The 21,367-nt window shown below is 53.6% G+C and carries 20 protein-coding genes and 1 tRNA gene; 8 read left to right on the top strand and 13 right to left on the bottom strand.

What is annotated here, in order from left to right:
• Positions 1–7 precede the first annotated feature (7 nt).
• The 3 genes from GS636_RS11715 to GS636_RS11705 all read right to left on the bottom strand — a co-directional run bounded on the left by GS636_RS11715 (position 8) and on the right by GS636_RS11705 (position 2,257).
• Complete coding sequence (locus tag GS636_RS11715; protein WP_171669584.1) at positions 8–1,204, bottom strand: UbiH/UbiF family hydroxylase; 1,197 nt, start codon at positions 1,202–1,204, stop codon at positions 8–10.
• A gap of 74 nt (positions 1,205–1,278) precedes the next feature.
• Positions 1,279–1,527 (bottom strand): hypothetical protein, encoded by a 249-nt coding sequence (locus tag GS636_RS11710; protein ID WP_171669583.1) that lies wholly within the window; start codon positions 1,525–1,527, stop codon positions 1,279–1,281.
• Between the two features lie 85 nt (positions 1,528–1,612).
• Complete coding sequence (locus GS636_RS11705; protein WP_171669582.1) at positions 1,613–2,257, bottom strand: pyrimidine 5'-nucleotidase; 645 nt, start codon at positions 2,255–2,257, stop codon at positions 1,613–1,615.
• A 100-nt stretch (positions 2,258–2,357) separates the two neighbouring features.
• On the opposite strand from GS636_RS11705, the gene GS636_RS11700 reads away from it, so the two are divergent.
• A complete protein-coding gene (locus GS636_RS11700) occupies positions 2,358–3,005 on the top strand; it encodes a GntR family transcriptional regulator (RefSeq protein ID WP_171669581.1) in 648 nt (215 codons plus the stop codon).
• A gap of 3 nt (positions 3,006–3,008) precedes the next feature.
• Here the strand turns inward: GS636_RS11700 and GS636_RS11695 are convergent, their stop codons facing one another.
• Positions 3,009–4,886, bottom strand: coding sequence for a glycosyltransferase (locus tag GS636_RS11695; protein WP_171669580.1), 1,878 nt, complete (start codon positions 4,884–4,886; stop codon positions 3,009–3,011).
• 82 nt (positions 4,887–4,968) lie between these two features.
• Positions 4,969–6,135 carry a glutamine-hydrolyzing carbamoyl-phosphate synthase small subunit gene (gene carA, locus GS636_RS11690; protein WP_171182729.1) on the bottom strand — a complete coding sequence of 389 codons (1,167 nt, stop codon included), beginning with the start codon at positions 6,133–6,135 and terminating at the stop codon, positions 4,969–4,971.
• Positions 6,136–6,318: 183 nt separating this feature from the next.
• Between carA and GS636_RS11685 the strand changes: the two genes are divergently transcribed.
• Complete coding sequence (locus GS636_RS11685) at positions 6,319–6,804, top strand: GatB/YqeY domain-containing protein (RefSeq protein WP_171089410.1); 486 nt, start codon at positions 6,319–6,321, stop codon at positions 6,802–6,804.
• Positions 6,805–6,824: 20 nt separating this feature from the next.
• Here the strand turns inward: GS636_RS11685 and GS636_RS11680 are convergent, their stop codons facing one another.
• The 3 genes from GS636_RS11680 to ctaD all read right to left on the bottom strand — a co-directional run bounded on the left by GS636_RS11680 (position 6,825) and on the right by ctaD (position 9,741).
• A complete protein-coding gene (locus tag GS636_RS11680; protein ID WP_171089412.1) occupies positions 6,825–7,316 on the bottom strand; it encodes a DUF2244 domain-containing protein in 492 nt (163 codons plus the stop codon).
• Between the two features lie 44 nt (positions 7,317–7,360).
• Positions 7,361–7,960, bottom strand: coding sequence for a 2-hydroxychromene-2-carboxylate isomerase (locus tag GS636_RS11675; protein ID WP_171182733.1), 600 nt, complete (start codon positions 7,958–7,960; stop codon positions 7,361–7,363).
• A 122-nt stretch (positions 7,961–8,082) separates the two neighbouring features.
• Positions 8,083–9,741 carry a cytochrome c oxidase subunit I gene (ctaD, locus tag GS636_RS11670; RefSeq protein WP_171669579.1) on the bottom strand — a complete coding sequence of 553 codons (1,659 nt, stop codon included), beginning with the start codon at positions 9,739–9,741 and terminating at the stop codon, positions 8,083–8,085.
• Between the two features lie 306 nt (positions 9,742–10,047).
• Between ctaD and GS636_RS11665 the strand changes: the two genes are divergently transcribed.
• The gene (locus GS636_RS11665) at positions 10,048–10,464 is read left to right on the top strand and encodes an HIT family protein (protein WP_171182734.1); all 417 of its coding nucleotides are present in this window, start codon (positions 10,048–10,050) and stop codon (positions 10,462–10,464) included.
• A 390-nt stretch (positions 10,465–10,854) separates the two neighbouring features.
• Here the strand turns inward: GS636_RS11665 and lipB are convergent, their stop codons facing one another.
• On the bottom strand, positions 10,855–11,511 hold the full coding sequence (gene lipB, locus GS636_RS11660; RefSeq protein WP_171669578.1) for a lipoyl(octanoyl) transferase LipB: 657 nt from the start codon (positions 11,509–11,511) through the stop codon (positions 10,855–10,857).
• A gap of 39 nt (positions 11,512–11,550) precedes the next feature.
• Positions 11,551–12,210 carry a DsbA family oxidoreductase gene (locus tag GS636_RS11655; protein WP_171669577.1) on the bottom strand — a complete coding sequence of 220 codons (660 nt, stop codon included), beginning with the start codon at positions 12,208–12,210 and terminating at the stop codon, positions 11,551–11,553.
• Between the two features lie 141 nt (positions 12,211–12,351).
• Between GS636_RS11655 and GS636_RS11650 the strand changes: the two genes are divergently transcribed.
• The 3 genes from GS636_RS11650 (at position 12,352) to GS636_RS11640 (ending at position 13,798) form a co-directional block, all read left to right on the top strand.
• A tRNA-Leu gene (locus GS636_RS11650) sits at positions 12,352–12,438 on the top strand.
• Between the two features lie 181 nt (positions 12,439–12,619).
• The gene (locus GS636_RS11645; RefSeq protein ID WP_171669576.1) at positions 12,620–13,330 is read left to right on the top strand and encodes a hypothetical protein; all 711 of its coding nucleotides are present in this window, start codon (positions 12,620–12,622) and stop codon (positions 13,328–13,330) included.
• A 117-nt stretch (positions 13,331–13,447) separates the two neighbouring features.
• A complete protein-coding gene (locus GS636_RS11640; RefSeq protein ID WP_171669575.1) occupies positions 13,448–13,798 on the top strand; it encodes a hypothetical protein in 351 nt (116 codons plus the stop codon).
• Positions 13,799–14,372: 574 nt separating this feature from the next.
• Here GS636_RS11640 and GS636_RS11635 read toward each other — a convergent pair.
• Positions 14,373–15,806, bottom strand: a complete 1,434-nt coding sequence (locus tag GS636_RS11635) for a cell wall metabolism sensor histidine kinase WalK (RefSeq protein WP_171669574.1) — start codon at positions 15,804–15,806, stop codon at positions 14,373–14,375.
• 271 nt (positions 15,807–16,077) lie between these two features.
• Between GS636_RS11635 and GS636_RS11630 the strand changes: the two genes are divergently transcribed.
• Positions 16,078–17,442, top strand: a complete 1,365-nt coding sequence (locus GS636_RS11630; protein WP_171182749.1) for a cytochrome P450 — start codon at positions 16,078–16,080, stop codon at positions 17,440–17,442.
• Positions 17,443–17,505: 63 nt separating this feature from the next.
• Here GS636_RS11630 and GS636_RS11625 read toward each other — a convergent pair whose 3' ends face one another.
• The gene (locus GS636_RS11625; protein ID WP_171669573.1) at positions 17,506–18,642 is read right to left on the bottom strand and encodes a response regulator; all 1,137 of its coding nucleotides are present in this window, start codon (positions 18,640–18,642) and stop codon (positions 17,506–17,508) included.
• 403 nt (positions 18,643–19,045) lie between these two features.
• Positions 19,046–19,786 carry an acyl-homoserine-lactone synthase gene (locus GS636_RS11620; protein ID WP_253746376.1) on the bottom strand — a complete coding sequence of 247 codons (741 nt, stop codon included), beginning with the start codon at positions 19,784–19,786 and terminating at the stop codon, positions 19,046–19,048.
• A gap of 555 nt (positions 19,787–20,341) precedes the next feature.
• Here GS636_RS11620 and GS636_RS11615 point away from each other — a divergent pair.
• Positions 20,342–21,283 carry a PleD family two-component system response regulator gene (locus GS636_RS11615; protein ID WP_171646803.1) on the top strand — a complete coding sequence of 314 codons (942 nt, stop codon included), beginning with the start codon at positions 20,342–20,344 and terminating at the stop codon, positions 21,281–21,283.
• Positions 21,284–21,367: the final 84 nt, after the last annotated feature.

Here is a 21,367-nt window from a genome sequence, read left to right as displayed (position 1 = left end):
CCGGGCCTTAGCGAACGCCAAGGCCCATCTGCATCAATGTCTTGCGTACGGGCGGCAGGGAATAGAGCGCGCTCAACCCCATGGCCCGTGCATCGCGCAACGGACGCGCCTCAATCATCGAGGCGCGGTTCAACAGGTCGATGCCCTTGACGCGCATTTCGACCTCGGTATGGCGGGCCTTGTGATAAGCGTCCAGCATCTGAGCGTCACCCAGCCCTTCGGGGCGGGCTTGCGCCAGATCCAGCAGGCAGCGCAGATCACCCAAAGACATGTTCAACCCCTGAGCGCCAATCGGCGGCACAACATGCGCGGCCTCGGCCATCAGGGCAATGCGTTCGCCAGACAATCGTTCCGCTGACTGGCTGATGATCGGCCAGATCGTCCGGCGCGACGCCAGCTTCAATGGGCCAAACAACCCGCAGGAGCGTTCGGTCATTGCGGCCTCAAATGCTTCAGGCTCGAGGTTCAGAAGGTCGATGGCCTTCGGACCACGCTCCATCCAGACAATGGCTGAGGAGGGCTGTCCTTGCCAATCGGGTAAGGGGACCAGCGTGAACGGCCCACCGAATCTGTGAATTTCAGTCGAGACGTTGTCGTGTGGAATGGGGTGGGTCACCGCAAAAGCCAGTGCTTTTTGCCCGTACCGTGTTGTGTGAACCGATATTCCTGCGGCTTCGCGCATGGGTGAATTGCGGCCATCAGCTGCAAGCACCAGTTTACACCGGACGCGGCTGCCATCGCTCAGCCCAACGCGGGCTTCGGCGGTGCGGGTGAACAGGCTGGTCGTACCGGTGCCGGGGCGGAAATCGACATTGGGAAGGTCTGCCAGTCGCGCCACCATTTCCCGGCGCAGAAGCCAGTTGGGCAAGTTCCAGCCAAAGGGCTGATCGGAAATGTCGGCGGCATTGAAATCGCGTACAACTCGCGGTTCGGGCACGTCTCCGCCTGCGTCTACGATACGCATGATTTGCAAAGGCGCTGCATGGGCGTCCAGGCGCCCCCAAAGCCCGCATTGTTCGAGCAATCCGTGCGCAGGCTGAAGAAAGGCAGTGGTGCGCAGGTCCGATCCGTCCACATCCCGCTCAGTGATCGGTGGGGTCGGGTCCACGCAGATCACATCAAAGCCTGCTGTTCCGAAAACCGCTGCTGCGGTCAGGCCGGCGATGCCGCCGCCGGAAATCAGGATGTCACAGCTGTCAGTCATGGCGCCTCTCATCGGTTTGGGCAGAACCTAGTTCGGTTCGACCCCAAGCGCCAAGTGACATCCTGTCCCGTGCCTCAGCCCCGCGAAATCAGGACGAGAATCAAAAACATCACCGGCACCATCATCAGGGCAGGAATGAAGAGACCGGGCAGGCCGAACAACATGATGGAACAGCCCCACATGCTGAAAATCGCACCGGCGGTGTAATACAGATCTTCGGCCTTGCCATTGACCGCATCACGGGCCAGCCATCCGAATACGGGGATTGCAAAGAAAAGGCGCGGCCAAATCGGCAGGCGGCCGGTCATCTCGATCGCGGTCATTTCGGTCTCCATCTGTTCGTCGCTGACGTGCATATAGGGGCGAGGATGCAGGTGCAGAATGTGCGGATCGTCGCAGTGTGACAGCCTATCGCAGGCGGGCCAGAAACGCCGTCAAATCGTCCGTGTGATGGTGGATGTGATCGGCGTCATGCGGGTCAGGTGCCACGTGCACAGTCCGCATTCCCATCTCGTGCGGAGCCGCCAGATTGCGCGGATCATCCTCGAACATGGCGGCTTGTTCAGCCAGAATCCCATCCTGCGCAAAGATCGCTTCAAAGGCTGCTTTTTCGGGCTTCGGCCGATAGCCTGCATGTTCCACGCCATAGATTGCATCGAACAGTCCGGAAAGGCCGCGCGCCTCAAGCACCCGTTCGGCGTAAGGAGCGCTGCCGTTGGTATAGACAATACGTCGCCCGGGCAGGGCGCGAATGTGGTCGGCCAAGGCCGCATCCGGGTCCATATGGCTCATGTCCACCTGATGGACTGCGTGCAGATACGGGTCCGGGTCCAGATCATGTTCGGCCATCAATCCGGCCAGCGTGGTGCCGTATTCGCGCCAGTAATGCGCCCGTAAACGGTCCGCTTCGGCCTGCTCTACACCTATCGCCCGCATGACATAATCCGTCATCAGAACTTCGATCTGATCGAACAGACGCATGTGTGGCGGGTACAGGGTGTTGTCCAGATCGAACACCCACTGTGTGACATGAGAAAAAGCCGGTTTGACCATAAGCAGGGTGTAGGGCGCGGGCGCGATGATTTCAATGCTCTACTTGATCGTTCCCCCTTTGGACGGATAGACATGTCCGAACGAGGAGATAATGAACCCCATGAGCCAGACCCGACCCCCCACCAAGGATGCCTATAGCCTGATACTCGAAGCTATCGATGTGGGTGTCTACAAGCCCGGTGATCGTCTGGTGGAAAGCGAGCTGGCCGAACGGTTCGGAGTGTCACGCACGCCGATCCGCGAAGCGCTGCAACGGCTTGAGACCCAGTCCCTGCTGGAGCGGGACGGTCGGTCGCTGATCGTGGCGTCGCTGGATCATAACCAGATGGCCGAGCTTTACATCGTGCGTCGGGAACTGGAGGGGTTGGCTGCAAGCCTTGCGGCCAAACATGCGACCGAAGAAGAGATCAAAGTTCTGCAAGAGATGGTCATCGAAGATGACAAGCTGGTTGATGACCCATCAGCCTTGTCGCGCGCGAACCGGCGCTTTCATGAGCAGATCCATCTGGCATCTCATAACCGCTATCTGGTGCAGCAACTTGATCTTGTGCACCGAACAATGGCCCTGATGGCAACGACCTCATTGGCGGTGCAAGGGCGTGGCGAAATCGCCCAAAGTGAGCATAAGGGCATTGTCGAAGCCATTGCCGCAAGGGATGAAGAGGCAGCGGCGCGAGCGCTGAAGGATCATATCTCGATCGCGTTTATGACGCGACTGAAACAGGATGCAAGCCTGCGCGACAAATAAGTATCAGGCCAGCGGCTGATCTTCGCTGGCTTGCCCATGTTGGGTTTTGTCCCAGAAGAAGGGATTGGTTACCAGTTCCCACAAAGCTTTGTAGGCGGCAACCACCCCCAACGGGTAGTACAGAGCCATGGTTGGAACCCAGGGCAACAAAAAACGCCGTTCACGCGCCCAGACGGCAAGACATCCGACGCAAACACTCAGCGCTTCGGTTGTCAAAAACAGAATTATAAGTGCGGTAGCTACCAGTTGTGGAACAACTTGCGCCATTGGATTAACCAAACCCAGCGTCGACAGCCAGAAAAGCCACAACACAGGGGCCAGTAAGAATTGCCCCAACGTGCCCAGAAAAAACGCCTGAAACCCTAGAAACTGCGCGACACCCAGATCGCGCAGCAGTTTCTTAGGGGATCGCATGTGCACAAGATACGTCACCATGAAACCTTTGAGCCAGCGTGAACGCTGCTTTACCCAAGGCCAGGCGCGAAAATTTGCTTCTTCATAAGTTGTGGTGTCCACCAGTTCGGTCCGGTATCCGGCCCGGCACAGCCGCACGCCAAGATCGGCATCTTCGGTCACGTTGTGGGCATCCCAGCCGCCCAATTTCAACAGCTTGTCTCGACGAAAGAAAAAGGTGGTCCCGCCCAGTGGAACGACAAGTCCCATACGCGCTATTCCCGGCAGGATGATGCGAAACCAACTGTTGTATTCGATAGTGAAGCAGCGAGAGCGCCAGTTTGTGCGCGGGTTGTAGTAATCAAGGCTGCCCTGAAGACACACGACCTGCGGAGCGGCCTGCGTGAAATGCGCGACCACCCGTTCGATCTGATCCGGTTGCGGCGCGTCTTCGGCATCCCAGACGCCAACAAAGTCGCCTCGGCAAAAGTCCAAAGCATAGTTCATGGCACGTGGTTTGGTGGTCAGCCCGCCCAATTCGGGCACCTCGACGATCCGCATCCAACTGGGCAGATCCACTTGCGCCAGAGTTGCGCGCGTGACTTCGTCTTTTTCTTCCAGGACCAAGATGACGTCCAGAAGCGCCTTGGGGTAGGTCAGTCGTTTGAGCCGTTGGACAAGCGCATCGGCAATCTCGCGCTCTTTGTACAGTGGCACCATGATTGACACGCAGGGCTGTCGTAACGGGATGGCTGCATCAGACGCTTCTGGCTTTTTTTGAAAGGAATGACGCAGATAGGTCAAAGCCCCAGCGGTGCGAAGAACAGCGAATAGAACCAAGGTTCCCACAGCTGCGGTCAGCAGAACAGCCAACCCTAACTGCGGGAAAGTGGCGAACAGAACAACAATACCAAGGGCAGTCAGGCTTGGCGCAATGCGCGACCCGACCGTCCAGTTGCGGCAGCTCTGTTCGGCGTCGACCCGTGTCTCCGCAGCTTCGGCCAAAGGGCGCGAAAACTGCCGGGCAATTGTGCGGTCGATCTGATCAGAGGCCGCAAGCACGGGAATAATCGTGTAATCGCAGTCCTGCATTTCGTGAGTAACATCTGGAAACCGATCCGGACGGGCAGTCGCAACCAACAGAAGCGGGCCAACGCGCATCCACGGTATAACGTTGTGTTTCAACCAAAAACCTACCGGTTTCAGGTCGCACAGCCCCGGCATGGGCGGGATCTGTTCCAAGTCCGCAATCTGCCAACCAGACTGGACAGACAAGGCGTGCAGGACGTCTTGCCGGGTGGCAAACCCTTCACCCACCAAAATTTCACCCAAAGGCGCATTTTGCTGGGATTGCAAATACAAGGCGTGGTCAAGTTCCGACTGCGTCAGAGTTCCGGATTCTACCAGACAGGTGCCCAGCGGTTTTCGAAATCCGGGGGCCGGGATCGGAGACGCGGTTGTGAAATTTTGCAGATTAAGCTCAACCATAAAAAGAACCCTGGCACAGTTACCCGTGCTCAGGGTTGTTCAATCAAGGTTAACGTGCCGTTAACACTGCACAGTTTGAGTGTTATGCGCTTTGCTTTTTCTTTTCCATGGCGTCGGCGAAGCGCTCAAACAGATAGAAACTGTCCTGAGGTCCCGGGGATGCTTCCGGGTGATACTGAACCGAATAAACAGGCCGGTCTGTCATGCGGATACCGCAGTTCGAGCCGTCAAACAGCGACCGGTGGGTCTCTACAACGCCGTCTGGCAGGGACTGAGCATCAACTGCAAAGCCGTGGTTCATTGATGTGATCTCAACTTTACCGGTGTCCAGATCCTTGACCGGATGGTTCGCACCATGGTGGCCGTGGTTCATCTTGACCGTCTGGCCGCCCAAGGCCAGCGCTAGCATCTGGTGGCCAAGGCAGATGCCGAATACAGGCAGATCGGTGGTGTCCAGAATCTCTTTGATCATCGGTACGGCGTATTCCCCGGTCGCCGCCGGATCACCGGGACCGTTCGAAAGGAACACACCATCAGGCTGGTGGGCCAGCACTTCGGCAGCAGTTGCCGTTGCAGGTAGAACCGTCACATCACATCCCGCAGACGCAAGGCAGCGCAGAATGTTGCGTTTCGCACCGTAATCGACGGCCACAACCTTGTGCGCAGGGGCTTCTTGACGCGTGTACCCGTCAGGCCAGGCCCAACGCATTTCGTCCCAGCGATAGCTTTGGGCACAGGTTACGTCCTTGGCAAGGTCCATGCCCTCCAGGCCGGCAAATCCACGTGCGGCTGCCACCAGCGCTTCGATGTCAAAATTGCCCTCGGGGTCATGGGCTAGAGCGACATGAGGTGCGCCTTGTTGGCGGATGGCACGCGTCAGGCGACGGGTATCGACGCCGCCGATGGCGATGCGACCGCGACGGGCCAGCCAGCCTTTAAGCTCTTCGGCCGAACGCCAGTTCGAAGGCTCGGTCGGGTCCCATTTAACGACCATGCCTGCAGCAACCGGATCATTGGTTTCGTCATCTTCAGGGTTCACGCCGACATTGCCGATATGCGGGAAGGTGAATGTCACGATCTGACCGGCATAAGATGGGTCGGTCATGATTTCCTGATATCCGGTCATGGCTGTGTTAAAGCACAACTCGGCCACTGTTTGTCCGGTGGCACCAAAGCCTATGCCGTAAAACAATGTCCCATCGGCCAATGCCAGACATGCGGTGGGCTTGGACGGGGCGTTCTGGGCCATGGCGCGACTCTCCTGCAAGGTAAACCGGCGCATACCTAAGGGGGTTGGGCGCTTGGGTCAAGTCTGTTCAAATTTTTGGCTATTGTTGTTTTTCAATGACTTAGGGGTATTCACTCCCTGTTGTGTCAGGCTTTTTGTTTAGATATGGTCGGGGTTCCGTTGTCATGGGGATGGACAAACCAAATGGACATGCGATCACGGGTGAATGCCGCCCTGAAGCAAGCAATGAAGGACAAAGCAGCCGAGCGTCTGTCGACGTTGCGGTTGATCAACGCGGCCATCAAGGACCGCGATATCGCGGCGCGCGCCTTGGACAACGAAGAAGTCAAAGGCTGCGGTGACGCTGAGGTGCTTGAAATCCTTGGTAAAATGACCAAGCAACGCAAAGAAAGCGCGCGTGCCTATGAAGAAGGCGGCCGTTTGGATCTGGCCGAACGCGAGATGCAGGAAGTTGCGGTCATCGAGGAATTTCTGCCCAAGCAGCTGGATGATGACGAGGTGTCAAAGGCGATTCAGACTGCGATCACCGCAACCGGGGCCGGATCCATCCGAGACATGGGCAAAGTCATGGGCGAATTGAAGACTCGTTACACCGGACAGATGGATTTTGGCAAAGTTGGCCCGATGGTCAAAGATCACCTCTGCGCCGCATCAAACGGCAACTGCTGAGACAAAAAATGAACGATGACCTACTGCGCGACCGGTTCGCGCAGTCTCGTGCTTAGTTCGTCATAAAGCGTGATCCGCTCATCTTCGGATAAAAACGAACCGATCTCGACCTCGCGCCCTTCACCAACAAGCGTGACATAGTGGGGGACGGGTCCACCTTTCTCGTGCATTTCCGTCCTTGCCCAAAAGCGGTTGCAGGACCATTCCTGCTGGTCTTTGCCGGGTGTGTAATGCACCAGATGCGCTTGCGTATCAGACAGCGTCAAAACCTCGAAAACGCTGCGTGCGCGATAGTTGGTCTGAATGGCCAGCCAAAGGCCAAACACCGTGATCAGAAGAAAGGGTAACAGCCCCCACAGAACCACGGACCCCAGCATGGCCAGCAAGGGGATCAGGCCAAACAGGAACACCGAAAGTATAGTGATCATAGCTCCGCGTGGAGGCAAAGAGTTGTGCGGCCACAGGCGCAGTTCTTGTTCCGTTTCGGACGTCTGATTCCATGTATACGGCATATCGCGAACATAGCGCAGGACGGTCTTGTGTCGACGGGTTTTGATCAGATGACGTGCCCGACACGCGCCCAGGACAAGGCATCGTCCAAACGGTCGTCTCCCCAGAACACTTCTTGCCGGACAACAAAGCTTGGAGCGCCAAATACACCCAATTTCACGGCCGTTTCAGTTTCAGCCTCAAGCGTTGCAATCACGTCCGCGCTGCGGGCTCGTCCCAGCGCCAGGCGTGGATCTTGCTGACAGCGCAACAAGGCCTCGGACAGGGCGCTTTCGCTTCCGGCTTCGATACCTTCCTCGAACCAGATGCGGTACAAAGCCTGGGTAAAGGATTTGCCCCATCCTTCTTTCATTCCCAGAACGGCGACCTGATTGGCCAAAGCCAAGTCTGAGACCGGGTAGGGCGCGGGCAGTTTGGCATGAATGTGGTACTTGGCGCAGCGCCGCTCAATGTCGCGCCACATATAGGCTGATTTCACGGGTTTGCCTGCAAAGGGAACGTTTTGCTGGGCCGACATGACCGTGCGCACGTTGAAGGGACGCCAGTTTACGGTGGCGTCGTGTTCGGCACACCACTCATCCAAACGCATCACGGTGAGGTAGGTATAGGTGCTGCCGATGGAGTACCAAAAGTCGATTTCAGGCATAGACGACCCTCCGGCTGTCTTGCCCGCATATGATACCCGATTTTGCTGCAATTGGCGAACGTTAGGCACGCGCAAAGAAAAACCCCGCCACTTGGGCGGGGTTTCTTTGGATCATGTTGGGGTTAGTGCGCGTGGCCCTTGTCCCAGTCTTCCTGCTTGGGCAGCTGCTCGAACGTGTGTTCGGGCGGCGGCGAGGGCAGGGTCCATTCCAGTGTGTCGGCGTATTCGTTCCACGGGTTCGGACGCGTCTCTTTCGCGCCACGGAACAGGGCGTAGAACACAATGCCGAAGAACAGCAGGAACGAGGCGAACGAGATGAACGCACCAATCGACGATACGAAGTTCCACTGGGCGAATGCCTCGGGGTAGTCGATGTAGCGGCGCGGCATGCCTTGACGGCCCAGGAAGTGCTGCGGGAAGAAGGTCAGGTTGGCGCCAATGAAGAACATCCAGAAGTGAACCTTGCCCCAGAACTCGGAATACTGACGGCCTGTCATCTTCGAGAAGTAGAAGTACACGCCAGCGAAGATCGCAAAGACGGCACCCAAGCTCATCACGTAGTGGAAGTGCGCCACGACGTAGTAGGTGTCGTGATAGGCACGGTCGACACCAGCCTGCGACAGAACCACACCGGTCACACCACCAACGGTGAACAGGAACAGGAAGCCAAAGGCAAACAGCATCGGAGTTTTGAACTCGATCGAGCCGCCCCACATGGTCGCAATCCACGAGAAGACCTTAACGCCTGTCGGAACCGCGATGACCATCGTGGCCAGCATGAAATAGGCCTGCTGACGCAGCGACATGCCAACGGTGTACATGTGGTGCGCCCACACGACGAAGCCCAGAACACCAATCGCGATGATCGCCCAGACCATCGGCAGGTAGCCGAAGATCGGCTTGCGCGCGAAGGTCGCAATGACGTGGCTGATGATGCCAAAGCCGGGCAGGATAACGATGTACACTTCCGGGTGGCCGAAGAACCACAGGATGTGCTGATACAGGATCGGGTCACCACCACCGGCCGGGTCAAAGAAGGTGAAGCCAAAGTTGCGGTCCATCAGCAACATGGTGATCGCGCCTGCCAGAACCGGCAGCGACAGCAGAATCAGCCATGACGTGACGAAGATCGACCAGCTGAACAGCGGAACCTTGAACAGGGTCATGCCCGGGGCACGCATGTTCAGGAAGGTGGTGATCATGTTGATCGCGCCGAGGATCGAGGAGGCGCCCGATACGTGCACGGCAAAGATCGCAAGGTCCATGGACATGCCGCCCTCGGTCGTGGACAGCGGCGGATACAGAACCCAGCCAACGCCCGAACCAAGCTGGTCGTTACCACCGGGGCTGAGCAGCGAGGCCACACCCAGCGACGTACCGGCGACATACAGCCAGAAGGACAGGTTGTTCATCCGCGGGAACGCCATATCCGGCGCGCCAATCTGCAACGGCATGAAATAGTTGCCAAATCCGCCGAACAGAGCGGGAATGACCACGAAGAACATCATCAGAACACCATGATAGGTGATCATAACGTTCCACAGATGCCCGTTGGGGGTACATGGGTCGGCCATGAGGCCTTCCAGACACATGTACTGAACGCCCGGGTGCATCAGCTCGAGCCGCATGTAAACGGTCATCGCCACCGAGATCAGACCGGCCAGGGCCGAAACGATCAGGTACAGAATCCCGATGTCCTTGTGGTTGGTCGACATGAACCAGCGCTGGAAAAAGCTGCGCTCGTCTTCATGGTCGTGACCATGAATGGCTGCGTCTGCCATTATAGGTGCCTCCTGTTGCAACTACACCGCGCAGTCGGACCTCTCCAACGCGCGGGATTCCTGCTGGTTTTAGATTGCGAAGAGAGCACCTTCAATGGCCGAGTTTGATCTGGATCAAGATTAATTGTCGCGGGCAGGGGGCTGCCCCGCGATTTTCAGGCCTCGAACGGCATCTATCTGGGGATGCTCGCCCGGTTTTCAAGCCATAAGCACCGGGTTGAAACAGGCGCTTGGCAGATATCCGCCTTGACCGTCATGAACTGGCGTCTCAGAACTACGCCAACACCCGCAATCCGGAGACTGAATATGGCTGACTACGATCCAGACAACATCTTTGCCAAAATCCTGCGCAATGAGATCCCCTCGACCCGTGTGTACGAGGATGACGAGACTCTGGCGTTTATGGACATCATGCCGCGATCCGATGGTCATTTGCTTGTGATTCCGAAAACCCCATGTCGCAACGTACTGGATGCCACGCCCGAGCAACTGGCGGCGGTGATGAATACCGTTCAAAAAATGGCGCAGGCCGCCAAGGCGGCATTTGATGCGGATGGTGTGACGATCCAACAGTTCAATGAAGCGGCAGGCGGGCAAGAGGTCTTCCACCTTCATTTTCACGTTCTGCCGCGTCACGAAGGCGTGTCGATGCGCCCGCCGGGAAACATGGGCGACTTCGACCAGATTGCGCAGCACGCCGAAAAGATCAAAGCTGCGTTGTAAAGCTGGGCTTCAGTTTTACGCCCGCGACGGATTTTTGACCGGCACTTTTTGATGGGGCGCGAAATTCAGTGGTCTATTAGGTGGTGGAAAGAGAATTGCCGTTCCGATTTGGGGTCGGAACGGCAGACTCGTAACCAAACACTTCTCGGATTTCGAGGGCGAGCCCTAGATCACCGGTTAACATACCACTCACTCTTGATTGGCAGTTTCATATTACTCGTTAACGGCCCCTTTGTATCTAAAAGAGTTAAAAATTACCTAAAGAAACCGATAAACCCAGGGCATTCAGGGTTAATTGCGTAAGGCATCGGAAACAGAACCATTCGCCTGAGCATATTGTTTTGATGCTTGCGCGCTAACACCGATTCGCCTTTCGGTTCGATGGGGTTTTCACGCGTCTTTTGAGCCAAAGACCTCAGTAAACGTCTTCTCCAAAGCTGCATCAAGATCAGCCATAGTGACGGGAAGCCCCAGATCAACCAGAGAGGTCACGCCATACTCGGTTATGCCACACGGCACGATGCCTGAGAAATGCTCCAGATCCGGTTCCACGTTAACCGAGATGCCGTGAAAGCTGACCCATTTGCGCAGGCGCAGGCCGATGGCCGCGATCTTATCTTCTGCTGGCTTGCCGGTCACTGTCAGCGGCTTGTCATCGCGGCGGACCCAAACACCAACGCGCCCATCGCGAATCTCGCCGTGTACATTGAATTCCGCCAGCGCCGAGATCACCCAGGTCTCCAACTGCTTCACAAACTGGCGTACATCGCGTCCACGTTTGTTGAGATCCAGCATGACATAGGCCACACGCTGACCGGGCCCGTGATAGGTGTATTCACCGCCGCGCTTGCTTTCATAGACCGGGAACCGGTCGGGATCGGTCAGGTCCTCAATCTTGGCTGAGGTGCCTGCGGTGTAAAGGGGCGGATGTTCCAGTAGCCAAACGCATTCTTCAGCGTAGCCACACGCGATCCCTGCGACGCGGGACTCCATGAAGGCCACGGCGTCTTCGTAACTGGTCAGACCATCGGTGATTTTCCATTCCATGCCGGCCTCATATCCGCCCATAGCGGTCAGGGGAAGGGGTCAGGCGGCCTCGGACAGGCATCGTTGCAAAACTTGGGCGTAGGTTTCGCTCCCTTGCGCCCCAGTCAGCAGGTATTTTCCGCCAAACACCATTGACGGTACGCCGGAAATACCTCGGCTGGTCCAGAATTGCTGTTTCTCGCGAACGGGGCCCGTGTGTTGGCCACTTTCAAGCGCTTGCCGAGCAACTTCCGCATCAAGCCCGACTGATCGAACGGCATCCAGCAAGACCTCAGTGTCCGAGACGTCCTTCTGCCGGGTAAAGTACGCATCAAACAGAGCAAGCTTCAGCGGGTGTTGTCGACCTTGCCCTTCTGCCCAATCCAGCAACTGATGTGCGGCAAACGTATTCACCATCCGGCTTTCGTCGCCGAAGTTGAACGTAAACCCCAACTCTGCGCCAATCGACGTGAGCCTGTCCCGCGCTTGCTGGCTTTGTTCGGCGGTGGTTCCGTATTTCTCCATGATATGGTCGCGCAGGTTTTGACCTTCGCGTGGCATATTCGGGTTCAACTCGAACGGATGCCAGCGCAGCCGGGCCAAAACACCCATTTGCTGCAAGGCCGTGTCCAATTGTTTGAAGCCAACAATGCACCACGGGCAAACCACGTCTGAAACGATGTCGATCTGTACAATAGGGCTGTTCTCGGTTGAGGTCATTTGCGGTTCCTGTCAGATCGGATGTGTGGTGATCATTCAGCTAGATAGGTCGGCTGCGCGGTAATTTAAACCAGAGCGTTTTTGCCTCTTCACATCGCGCGCGCCAACGTCTATACGCCGCTCTACCAAGTCACTGGCAGTGCGGTCGTGGCGGAATTGGTAGACGCGCAGCGTTGAGGTCGCTGTGGGGTAACACCCGTGGAAGTTCGAGTCTTCTCGACCGCACCAGAACTAGCTTGATCAGTTGGTTATTGGCCTTATAAACAAGGGCATTCAGCATTTTCCGAGTGTGTCGCATAACGCAAACAGCACACACGGACAGCACACAATGGCCTTTGAATTGACTATCAAATACGTAGACCAAATCAGTAACACTCAGTGGCGTTTCCGCAGAAGGTGGCCAAAGAGGGTGCGCGAAATTCTTGGTGAGGACGCTTACCAGAAGCACATTAAGGCACGTGATGGAGCCGCCTTTCAGCGCGAGTATCAGTTTCACCTAGGAAATTTTGACGCCATTGTTGAGGACACCCTTAGGCGGTACCCTGAGGTTGATAACAGGTCGGCCACTCAGAAGTTCATCGATACCCAGCGCCTAGCAGAGCAATACATGGAGGGTGTTCAAGGGTTGGACCCGGAAGATAGCTGGACCCGTGGTGTAGTGGGGCACAGTCTGGCTGCCCGTGGAGAGGACCCAGAAGTGGTAGCGGCTGTCCTGAACCCTAATCGAGAGCCCCCGAAGCCCTCGCTGGCCGACATGCGAGACACCTATGCAAAGGACAAAGGTTTGGCCGAAGACCGAAAGGCGATGGTGAGAATTGACCGCACCTTTGGCCGACTGAAGGACGCCCTAGGCAAGCCCCTTGAAGATGTGAGCATTGAGAGTATCGACCGCCAGACTGCGCGTAGCTTTATGGACCATCTGCTTGGCCTCAAGAAAGCCAACGGACAACCTCTGGACCTGAAGTCGTGTCAGCGTGAGGTGATCATAGTAGCCGCTGCCTACAACCATGCTGTCAGGGAATTGGAGATACCATCTGAGCGAAACCATTTCGAGCGTCTGCCTTGGCCTAAGGAACAGGTTAGGCGTGCTATCTTCAGACAGTCCCTTTGTTTCCCTTGAAGGCCCCCACTGTAGGTTGGTCCTAGTTGGTAGCGGAAAAAAACGGGGAGAGATGAACTCTCCTGGGGGTCACTTCTCACCAAATAAATAAGGTGCTTAAGGTCACGTGCCCATTAGATGAAAATTTTAGTTCACGCCCTTCCTAAGGGGCACCATCAGGGGAGACTCAAGGGTCGCATTCTGCTGAGGGAGAAGTTCCTCGACGGTCTGACCTACGGTGTCCCGGAGATTGACCCTGCCTCTGGTGAGGTCATCTCTCGCTCTGAGCCTAGGGCAAGTTGGTTGGCAGAAGCCCACAGGTTCCTGAACTCTGAGGACAAGAAACGTGAGGCCGAAGAAGCCGAAGCCAAAGAGAAGGCACGACAGAGTAACGCCTTAGAAGAGGCCATAGGAGAACTGCCTGAGTTTGCCGAGGATGAGGGTAACGCACCCAAGGCGCGCTTTTCTTTAGCGTCGCTTGCTGTTTGATAACCGGCCCATGCTTCGGCACGCACTTGCCGGAGAGAGGACACGCTCTCCATCACGAAGTCTCGTGGCTGCATGGATACCGCTTCCTTGCGCAGGTCATCCAACAGTCTCCGCTTCCATCTGTATGCTGTATCAACGGAAATTCCGAACGCATCGGCAATGGCTTGGCCGAAATAGTTCTGCATCAACATCGGGTGCAGTAGTTGTCTGACAATTTCCCACTGTTGCTCTGAGCGGAGGCGACCAGATTGCCGGACCATTGTTGCAGGTGAATGTACAACTTCGGTATCGGGTTGGGCTTGGTCGGTCGTGGGGCAGGGCTGCTCGGTCATTTTGAAACCTTTCCGATACATGGGGGTATGAATCGATGAAGAAGCTGAATATGTTGACAGTCCAGCATTTTCTTTTTTTTGGAGTTGCATTGGCAATATGCAGGCTCCCTCATTTTACCGCAGGCGGATTCGAGCTTGCCATGAGGTCATGTAATTTTGGCGTTAAATGTACGGCGAAAAATCCGCGCTAAAATCATGGGGTTCCTTCGAAAAAGCACGGTGACTTGATTAGTGGGATTCGGCTAAATTTGCTTGGATTGCGCGGTGCAGGGTAGTGAGGTGTGCTCGGCTCCGGCGGAATCTACCTCGTGCCCGTTTATCGCGGGGAACATAATAAAGAACTCTGTGCCTTCACCAAGTTTGCTGCTGTAGTCTATTGTTCCGCCAAAATGCTCAACAATTTCCTTTGAAATGTGCATCCCGAGTCCGGTACCGCCTGCGTGACGTTCATCGGAGGAGTCTATCTGAGAAAAGCGATCGAAAACTTTGTCATGGAACCCCTCAGGAATCCCGATGCCATGGTCTTTGACGAAGAGGCGAATATTCCCGCCGACTTTCTCGCATCCGACGGTTATCTCGCCACCATCAAGGGAGAATTTAGCTGCGTTTGAGATAATGTTGGCCAACACCTGAAGAAGGCGGGAGGCATCACCTTTAACGTACAGATCATTGTTTCCCCTCAAGTCTTCTACAATTTCTACGTTGTGAGCACTGGTGTATCCCATGTTACAGGCAATCGCTTCCTGAATCAGCGCACGTACATCAACAATTCCTTCACGGTAGTTCATCTCGCCCGCTTCCATTTTTTGAATGTCCAGCACATCATTGATTAGGGATGCGAGCCGTTCGCAGTTTTTACCTGCTAAATGAATGAGGCTTTGCATTGATTCTGGAGCTTCACCCAATGCGCCTGTGTTGATTAGGTCAAGTGATCCCTTGATCGAAGTGAGAGGCGTACGCAGTTCATGGCTAACTGTCGATATGAACTGAGTTTTCGCAATGTAGGCCGCCTTTGTTCTTTCGTGCTCTGCTTTGAGCTTTTCAAGTTGTTCCAAATTCCTGCGGTAGAGCTTCAGAAACACCATCGAACAGTCAATCAGAAAGTACATTACAAAGATAACGGTGAAGAAGTGCAGCCAGAGCTCAGATGAAAGCTCGGGGCGTTCGATCCAGATATCCTTGACGACAATCAACATGAACGATACGCCGTACATGGTCAGACGGATAATCATTGCCCACAGAAACTGATGGTTGTTCATTGCTGCAAACAACGCCGCAGCAAACAAGAAGAACATTGGAGTAAAGTGACCACCGGCGGGCTGTGCGAAAGCAACTGAAACAGCATACAGGCAGATTGCAGTTGCGCTGAGGATCGTATTCAACAGAATCCAAACAACCATCATACTAATTGCTTTGTGCTGATCTGGCTTTAAGCGCGGTACGCGTTTGGCCAGCAATAAATCTTGCGCTTCGCAAATTAGGATTGTCCCGTAGAACAGCATGGCGTTAATGGGATCGAAGAAGAACGCAGTCAAAATGGTCGTGGCCAGATAAATAGCCTGCCGCTGCCACAGAAGCGCAAAGCTCATGGCAGTATAATCTTTGATGTTTTGCAGAAGCCGGTTTTCCGTTTCACCAGAGTCCCGGTCCGGCAGATTGGCGTCGATGGCTGTCATCTAGATGTCTTCGTTTTTCGCGCTTGGACAGTACCATTAGCGGCACAATGAGGACTTAGTTGGTCTGAATTGGGTTCACAGTTTGGCGCTAATCCTTTGCAGGCCACCGTGATTGTTGGCGTTTCACGCAAGATTCTGGTGTGAGAGGTTGAAAAATTTTTGTTGCGCAAATGCAGTGTGAGGCGCCCAAAATTGACGATCTCGTTGCTAAGTGAAATTTTTTTTATCTTAATGTGCCAGAAAGAAGGAGAAAATCTAAAAGGGTTGGGGTTTGACTGCAGTTGAATTTACGAAGTTGGGGCAGGGCGCAGTCGCTCCTGTTTCGGCTCGGCTTGCAAAAAAGCCGGTGACACTGCTTCAGTTTGCAAGGTCCGCTGGTCGAAACATGTTTGAAGTCATCCCGGCCGAAACTCTGCGTGAAACTTATGTTCGTGGGCCCTTGAACATACACTATATCTGCGATCCTGAAATAATAACCGAGTTACTTGTCGGGCAGGGTCGTTCGTTTCCTAAAGCCAAGTTCACTAAAGACATTATTGGATCGGCTGTAGGCAACGGGTTGATACTCTCTGAAGGGGAAAAGTGGCGTCAGCAGCGGCGTAGGTATTCTCCACTATTCGCCGCCAGGAACCTCCCGGTTCTGGCTCGGCATTTTGCAGAGACTGGTTTCGAGATTGCAGATTCATTGGCGGAACACGAAGGCCCCGTAGATGTTGCACAAATTGCGCCTGCATCAACGTTGACGAATATTTCCAGGGTGATTTTTTCGGGTAACAAGAAAGTCAGTTCAGAGCAAATACGCGTGGGGCTGATCAAGTATTTTGAGTACATCTCTGATTTGTCTCTTTTCGATTTAATGGGTTTGCCAAAGTGGGTGCCGCGCAAGAATTGGCTACGCAGCCTGGCCCCGGTCACTAATATGCGGAACCTTGCCAGACAGGTTATTGATCAGCGTCGCTCCGAATGCCGCAGCGAGCCACAGGATTTCCTCGATTTCATGATTGAGGCGTTGAAAACAGATTTCGAGGATGAAGCGACAACCGTTGACAACCTTTTAACCTTTGTCGTCGCTGGTCATGAGACTTCCGCCAACGCTCTGGCCTGGGGGTATTATCTGCTGGCGTTGCACCAAGATATGCAAGCTATGGTTAGACAAGAAATTCGGTCGGTACGCCCAAAAGGTCCAATGGAGTTTTCTGATCTGGAGGCAATGCCACTCCTGCGCGCCCATGTAAAAGAGACGCTGCGGCTTTACCCTTCAGCCGCGTTCTTTGCTAGAGACGCAATTGCCGACCTTGAAATCAAAGGGGTAAAGATTGCAAATGGCGACGCGCTGTTCTTCCCAGTTTACTCTTTGCACAGAAACGAAAAACTATGGGATGCTCCTGACCACTATCGACCGGAACGGTTCTTGGGATCTACACTACCTCGAGGTCAGTACATTCCGTTTGGAGATGGTCCAAGAATCTGCATTGGTGCTCAGTACGCTGAAACTGAAATCATGGTACTTATGGCTTCGGTGCTCCGTCGAATAAATTTCTCGATTACAGAGTCTGAATTACCGGAACCAGTTTTGACATTCACCATGCGTACCAGTGGCCCACTCATCCTCAATGCCGAACGGGTTCGCGAATAAAGTTGATATCTAAACTCCAGTGCCTGACCTTTGATCGACGTCAGGCTTGGCGATAGAATTAGCTTACTGCCGGCGAGTGAGGTAAGTGTTATCGCCGTACAGCTCACGCAAGACTACATCAAACAATCTATCGTTGACCATTTCTTTGCGATGCGGGGTGGGCTCTGAAAATGTGGAAGAGGTTGTAACCAGACCCTTTCTGAGATCGGCCTCACGATAATTCACTTTTTTGATAGCCATGTCCAAAGAGGCGAACGCTCCAACCTTCGTAATAGAACGAAGCGATACCGGTGTACCTTTCACTACTTTAAGATGGACAGATGCGCAGCGGTTGCTGAGAACAGTCCCTAGTTCTTGGTTTAGGAAAGCTTCGGTCGGAATATTCTGGGTGTGTTCCCGCCCATGTGTAACAACAAGAAATACGCCGCTCCCGCGATAGGAATAGATTCCTCCAGCAGCCTGTGTTGTTCTTTCAATGCAGAATCCAATGTCGGAAACAGATCGCCGAAAATCACCAAAATTCTTCAGATCAAAGTGATACTCGGCGTCACGAAATTTGATTGCGGTGACCCAGGTGTCAAATCGACGCCTCCGTGAAAGCTGCTGGACATAGTTGTCGAATTCGACATACCCCAAGCATTGTTCCTGCTCGTCGATAGACAAAGGATCCTTGAAATTGAATTTCTGGTTGAAATCCAATTCACTGCGAAGATTTTCTATCGACGCCGATGAGGATTGGGTTTTCTTTCTTTCCATCATCAGAAGGTGAGCAGCGTTCATACGGCTGCGCAATTCAAAGAAGTCGAAGGGTTTAGTTACATAATCAAATGCGCCTTCTAAAAATGCCTTCTCGATGTTGTGCCTGTCATCCAGTGCAGTCAGCATTATGACAGGTGTTTCCAGATTTTCCGGCAGGTTTCGGATTTGTGAAAGCAACTCTATCCCTGAGGTTCCAGGCATCTGAATGTCAACAAGCAGACAGTCGAACGGGGATTCTGCTGCTTCTATCATCCCAAGCGCTTCATCAGCTGAACTGGCAGCAGCCACATTGCAGTTTTCGAGTTCAGGAAGTGCTGACTGGAGCAATTTCAAAATGTCAGGATCATCATCAACCGCCAGTACAGTAAGTGCGGTCTTTCTTTGCGCTCGATGCTCTAAATTTCTTTGAAACCGATCACTGCCAAATGTGGAATGTCTCATAACTGGTGAACCGTCGATATCCTCATAACGGGATAAACTTATGAGGAGAGTGGGTCGAAACAGCGGCAAAAATGGAGAAAGTCTTCGTAGAAAGGGGCTTTTTCTTGACCTTTATTTGCCGCCAACGGCCTCAACAACGAATTGCCAGTTATTGTTGTGAACTAGCGTCGCTTTCTCTTAACCTTATTTTTTCGGCAATCTGTTGGCGCGAAAGGGCAGTCTACGATCGCAAAACTACGGGATTGAACAACGGTTGGAAGTCTACGCATCGACTCTGGAAACCCCACGAAAATGCAACACAGCCGAGTTTTCCCAATAGTCTTAAAATCAACCTTGGTTGCAATGAAATATGCGTCGGGCGTCCAAGAGCAAATAAGACAATCTAGTGGGTGAGGTGTTCCATTTACTTGTGGATATTAAATAAAACCGACTGACTGATGGTGCCATCGATGGAAAACTTTGCGCCGACAGGCGAGGCATTGATGCCCAGTCGCCGTGACCACCGCGCCCAGACTGAGGGGACGATGCCCAGGATGCTGGTTGCACCACCTTCCATCGCGACAGTAGTCATCTGGTGAAACAACTCTTGTTGAACCGGAAGCCTGCGTGACGATGCAACATCCTTTGCCACGAAGAAACGGGAAGCTTCCCAAACAGAGCGCTTTACCGGGGCGTCAATAAATAGAACGTCAGATGGTATTCCTTTAAGGATACCTCTTTGCGCGTCGCGCAGCATATAACTATATACCCCGCACTCTGCGGTCGTGGGCAGAAGTCGCACACCTCCTAAGACCTCACCGAATTCATGCAACACAACCCATCGACAGGCTGGCGTGTCGTATTGGTCAAATTCCATCCCGTCAGCTTCACCAACTTGCCACTTTAACTGGTCAATGAAAATTGATTTTCTGGTTTCAAGGTATTTTGTCAGAAGGGTGCCATGCTCGGAAATATTGCGAAAATTAAGTGTAGTCGCGCGAATATGGCCAATATTACCACGTGGCATTGGCGGACTGCTGTTGACAGCAAAAATTTCTAGTCGCGCCAAAGTATTTGGTGCGTCTGAAGTGCCGTTAGCAGGTGTTAGTTCCGGAAGCTTTTCCGGGACCGGGTATGTCTGCTTATACCTGAGTGGTTGGTCCATATTTTACTCATATTTCTGACACACTTATGGCAAGATTTAACTCAGCTAGTCCACAACCCTATGCGGTAGTTGCCCGAATAGATGGATAGGTGTGTCTAAATCTCCTCCCTTCCTTTGGTTACCTTCGCTGACTGACCAAAAACTCTAGAAAGTTCTTGCCTTCTATTTTCTTCCGCAGGTTCAGTTTTTTTTCTATGTCTGGCAACACTTTGAAAAAATACAGCTTCTCTTATGTATTCTTTTCAAATTCTCGATGGATCAGGCGCGGTTTAGCTATCCGATAGTATTTCGAGGCCGTCGTGACGGCTGATAGGAGCAAAGATAGAACGGCATCAAGAATTGGAGAGATTTGCTTTTCAGTATGCGCTCTCGCACGGGAAGAATTGTACAAATTAAAAAAATGCACAGACATAAGGAAGCCCACCTTATGTCACCGTTTTGCCGCCTTCGTAAGAGAGGCTGAGAAAACCCTGAGTGTATCATTCGCGAGCCAACCGTTGCCTGAAGTCTGCAATGCCCAACGTTTGGTGAGATGTAAAAGGTTGGTGAAAAGTTATGCGTATACTTGCTGTAGACGACGATCCTAGCATCCTGGAGTTGCTAGATAGAGTTCTAGACGCGTTCGGTTATAAAGACGTCGTCACCGCCAGAAGTGGGCCAGAGGCCATTGAAATACTGTCACGACCTAACGAAGCGTTCGACTGCTTGCTACTGGATGTGCAGATGCCGCAAATGAATGGCATAACTCTTTGCGAAGAAGTGCGAAAATTACCAGAATACACGTACACGCCCATTATCATGGTGACCGCCATGGTGCAAAAAGAGTACATCGACGAAGCATTCGGAGTTGGGGCGACGGACTACGTTACAAAGCCTTTTGAGTTCTCTGATCTGAAGCAGAGGTTATCTGACGCCTATAGAATGGCAGCGGAACGCAGAGCCGCAATCGAAGTGCTGGAAGCTGAAGCGGATTTTGAGTTGTGTTTTGGTAATAGTCCGGACGTTCGCTTAAGTGATCCGCAATGTTTCGGAGATTTGCCCGGTTTCATTGGGTTAGCTGAATTTGAGAACTACGTAAATCAGCTTTCAACGATGCACTCCATGGCTGCAAAGCTTGTGGCGGTGAAATGCATAGGCGCCGAACAACTCTTTGAGAAGAGCACGGTCAGTGAATTCCGAAGTGCCATGACTTTAGCTGGTACAGCGGTTCTGTCAGCTAGTCAGGAAGGGCGTAAAGTGGCGACCTATTGGGGAAATGGCGTGTTCTTGGTGATCTACGACAATCAAATTAATTTGAGCGTGGACCAGTTGGGAGCTCCGCTTCCGGAAGCATTGAAAGAAATTTCCAGTGACACCACTTCAGGTCGGCCAATTGGCTTCCAAGTTAGCGAAGAAGTTATGCTTAAAGCCAAAACCAAGATGGAGGCGTTGTTCTTGATAGACAAGGCCGTCGAAATGGTTGAAATGTCGGAAGGTCGAGCGGCGAATATCGGTTAAAAAACTGCATATGTGGATCGTTTTTGAGACTAGGGTCAGGACCCATTGATTTCCGCTTGGGTGCGTGATTCACGGTTCGAAAAT

Source organism: Ruegeria sp. HKCCD4884, from assembly GCF_013110855.1.
Lineage (GTDB): Bacteria > Pseudomonadota > Alphaproteobacteria > Rhodobacterales > Rhodobacteraceae > Ruegeria.
This window is presented reverse-complemented; position numbering and strand designations above follow the sequence as displayed.

What these genes read in the sequence shown, in the direction of transcription:
- GS636_RS11715 (WP_171669584.1), bottom strand. Translation starts at nt 1,204, where the DNA reads ATGACTGACAGCTGTGACATCCTGATTTCCGGCGGCGGCATCGCCGGC.
- GS636_RS11710 (WP_171669583.1), bottom strand. Translation starts at nt 1,527, where the DNA reads ATGACCGCGATCGAGATGACCGGCCGCCTGCCGATTTGGCCGCGCCTT.
- GS636_RS11705 (WP_171669582.1), bottom strand. Translation starts at nt 2,257, where the DNA reads ATGGTCAAACCGGCTTTTTCTCATGTCACACAGTGGGTGTTCGATCTG.
- GS636_RS11700 (WP_171669581.1), top strand. Translation starts at nt 2,358, where the DNA reads ATGAGCCAGACCCGACCCCCCACCAAGGATGCCTATAGCCTGATACTC.
- GS636_RS11695 (WP_171669580.1), bottom strand. Translation starts at nt 4,886, where the DNA reads ATGGTTGAGCTTAATCTGCAAAATTTCACAACCGCGTCTCCGATCCCG.
- carA (WP_171182729.1), bottom strand. Translation starts at nt 6,135, where the DNA reads ATGGCCCAGAACGCCCCGTCCAAGCCCACCGCATGTCTGGCATTGGCC.
- GS636_RS11685 (WP_171089410.1), top strand. Translation starts at nt 6,319, where the DNA reads ATGGACATGCGATCACGGGTGAATGCCGCCCTGAAGCAAGCAATGAAG.
- GS636_RS11680 (WP_171089412.1), bottom strand. Translation starts at nt 7,316, where the DNA reads ATGCCGTATACATGGAATCAGACGTCCGAAACGGAACAAGAACTGCGC.
- GS636_RS11675 (WP_171182733.1), bottom strand. Translation starts at nt 7,960, where the DNA reads ATGCCTGAAATCGACTTTTGGTACTCCATCGGCAGCACCTATACCTAC.
- ctaD (WP_171669579.1), bottom strand. Translation starts at nt 9,741, where the DNA reads ATGGCAGACGCAGCCATTCATGGTCACGACCATGAAGACGAGCGCAGC.
- GS636_RS11665 (WP_171182734.1), top strand. Translation starts at nt 10,048, where the DNA reads ATGGCTGACTACGATCCAGACAACATCTTTGCCAAAATCCTGCGCAAT.
- lipB (WP_171669578.1), bottom strand. Translation starts at nt 11,511, where the DNA reads ATGGAATGGAAAATCACCGATGGTCTGACCAGTTACGAAGACGCCGTG.
- GS636_RS11655 (WP_171669577.1), bottom strand. Translation starts at nt 12,210, where the DNA reads ATGACCTCAACCGAGAACAGCCCTATTGTACAGATCGACATCGTTTCA.
- GS636_RS11640 (WP_171669575.1), top strand. Translation starts at nt 13,448, where the DNA reads ATGAAAATTTTAGTTCACGCCCTTCCTAAGGGGCACCATCAGGGGAGA.
- GS636_RS11635 (WP_171669574.1), bottom strand. Translation starts at nt 15,806, where the DNA reads ATGACAGCCATCGACGCCAATCTGCCGGACCGGGACTCTGGTGAAACG.
- GS636_RS11625 (WP_171669573.1), bottom strand. Translation starts at nt 18,642, where the DNA reads ATGAGACATTCCACATTTGGCAGTGATCGGTTTCAAAGAAATTTAGAG.
- GS636_RS11620 (WP_253746376.1), bottom strand. Translation starts at nt 19,786, where the DNA reads ATGGACCAACCACTCAGGTATAAGCAGACATACCCGGTCCCGGAAAAG.
- GS636_RS11615 (WP_171646803.1), top strand. Translation starts at nt 20,342, where the DNA reads ATGCGTATACTTGCTGTAGACGACGATCCTAGCATCCTGGAGTTGCTA.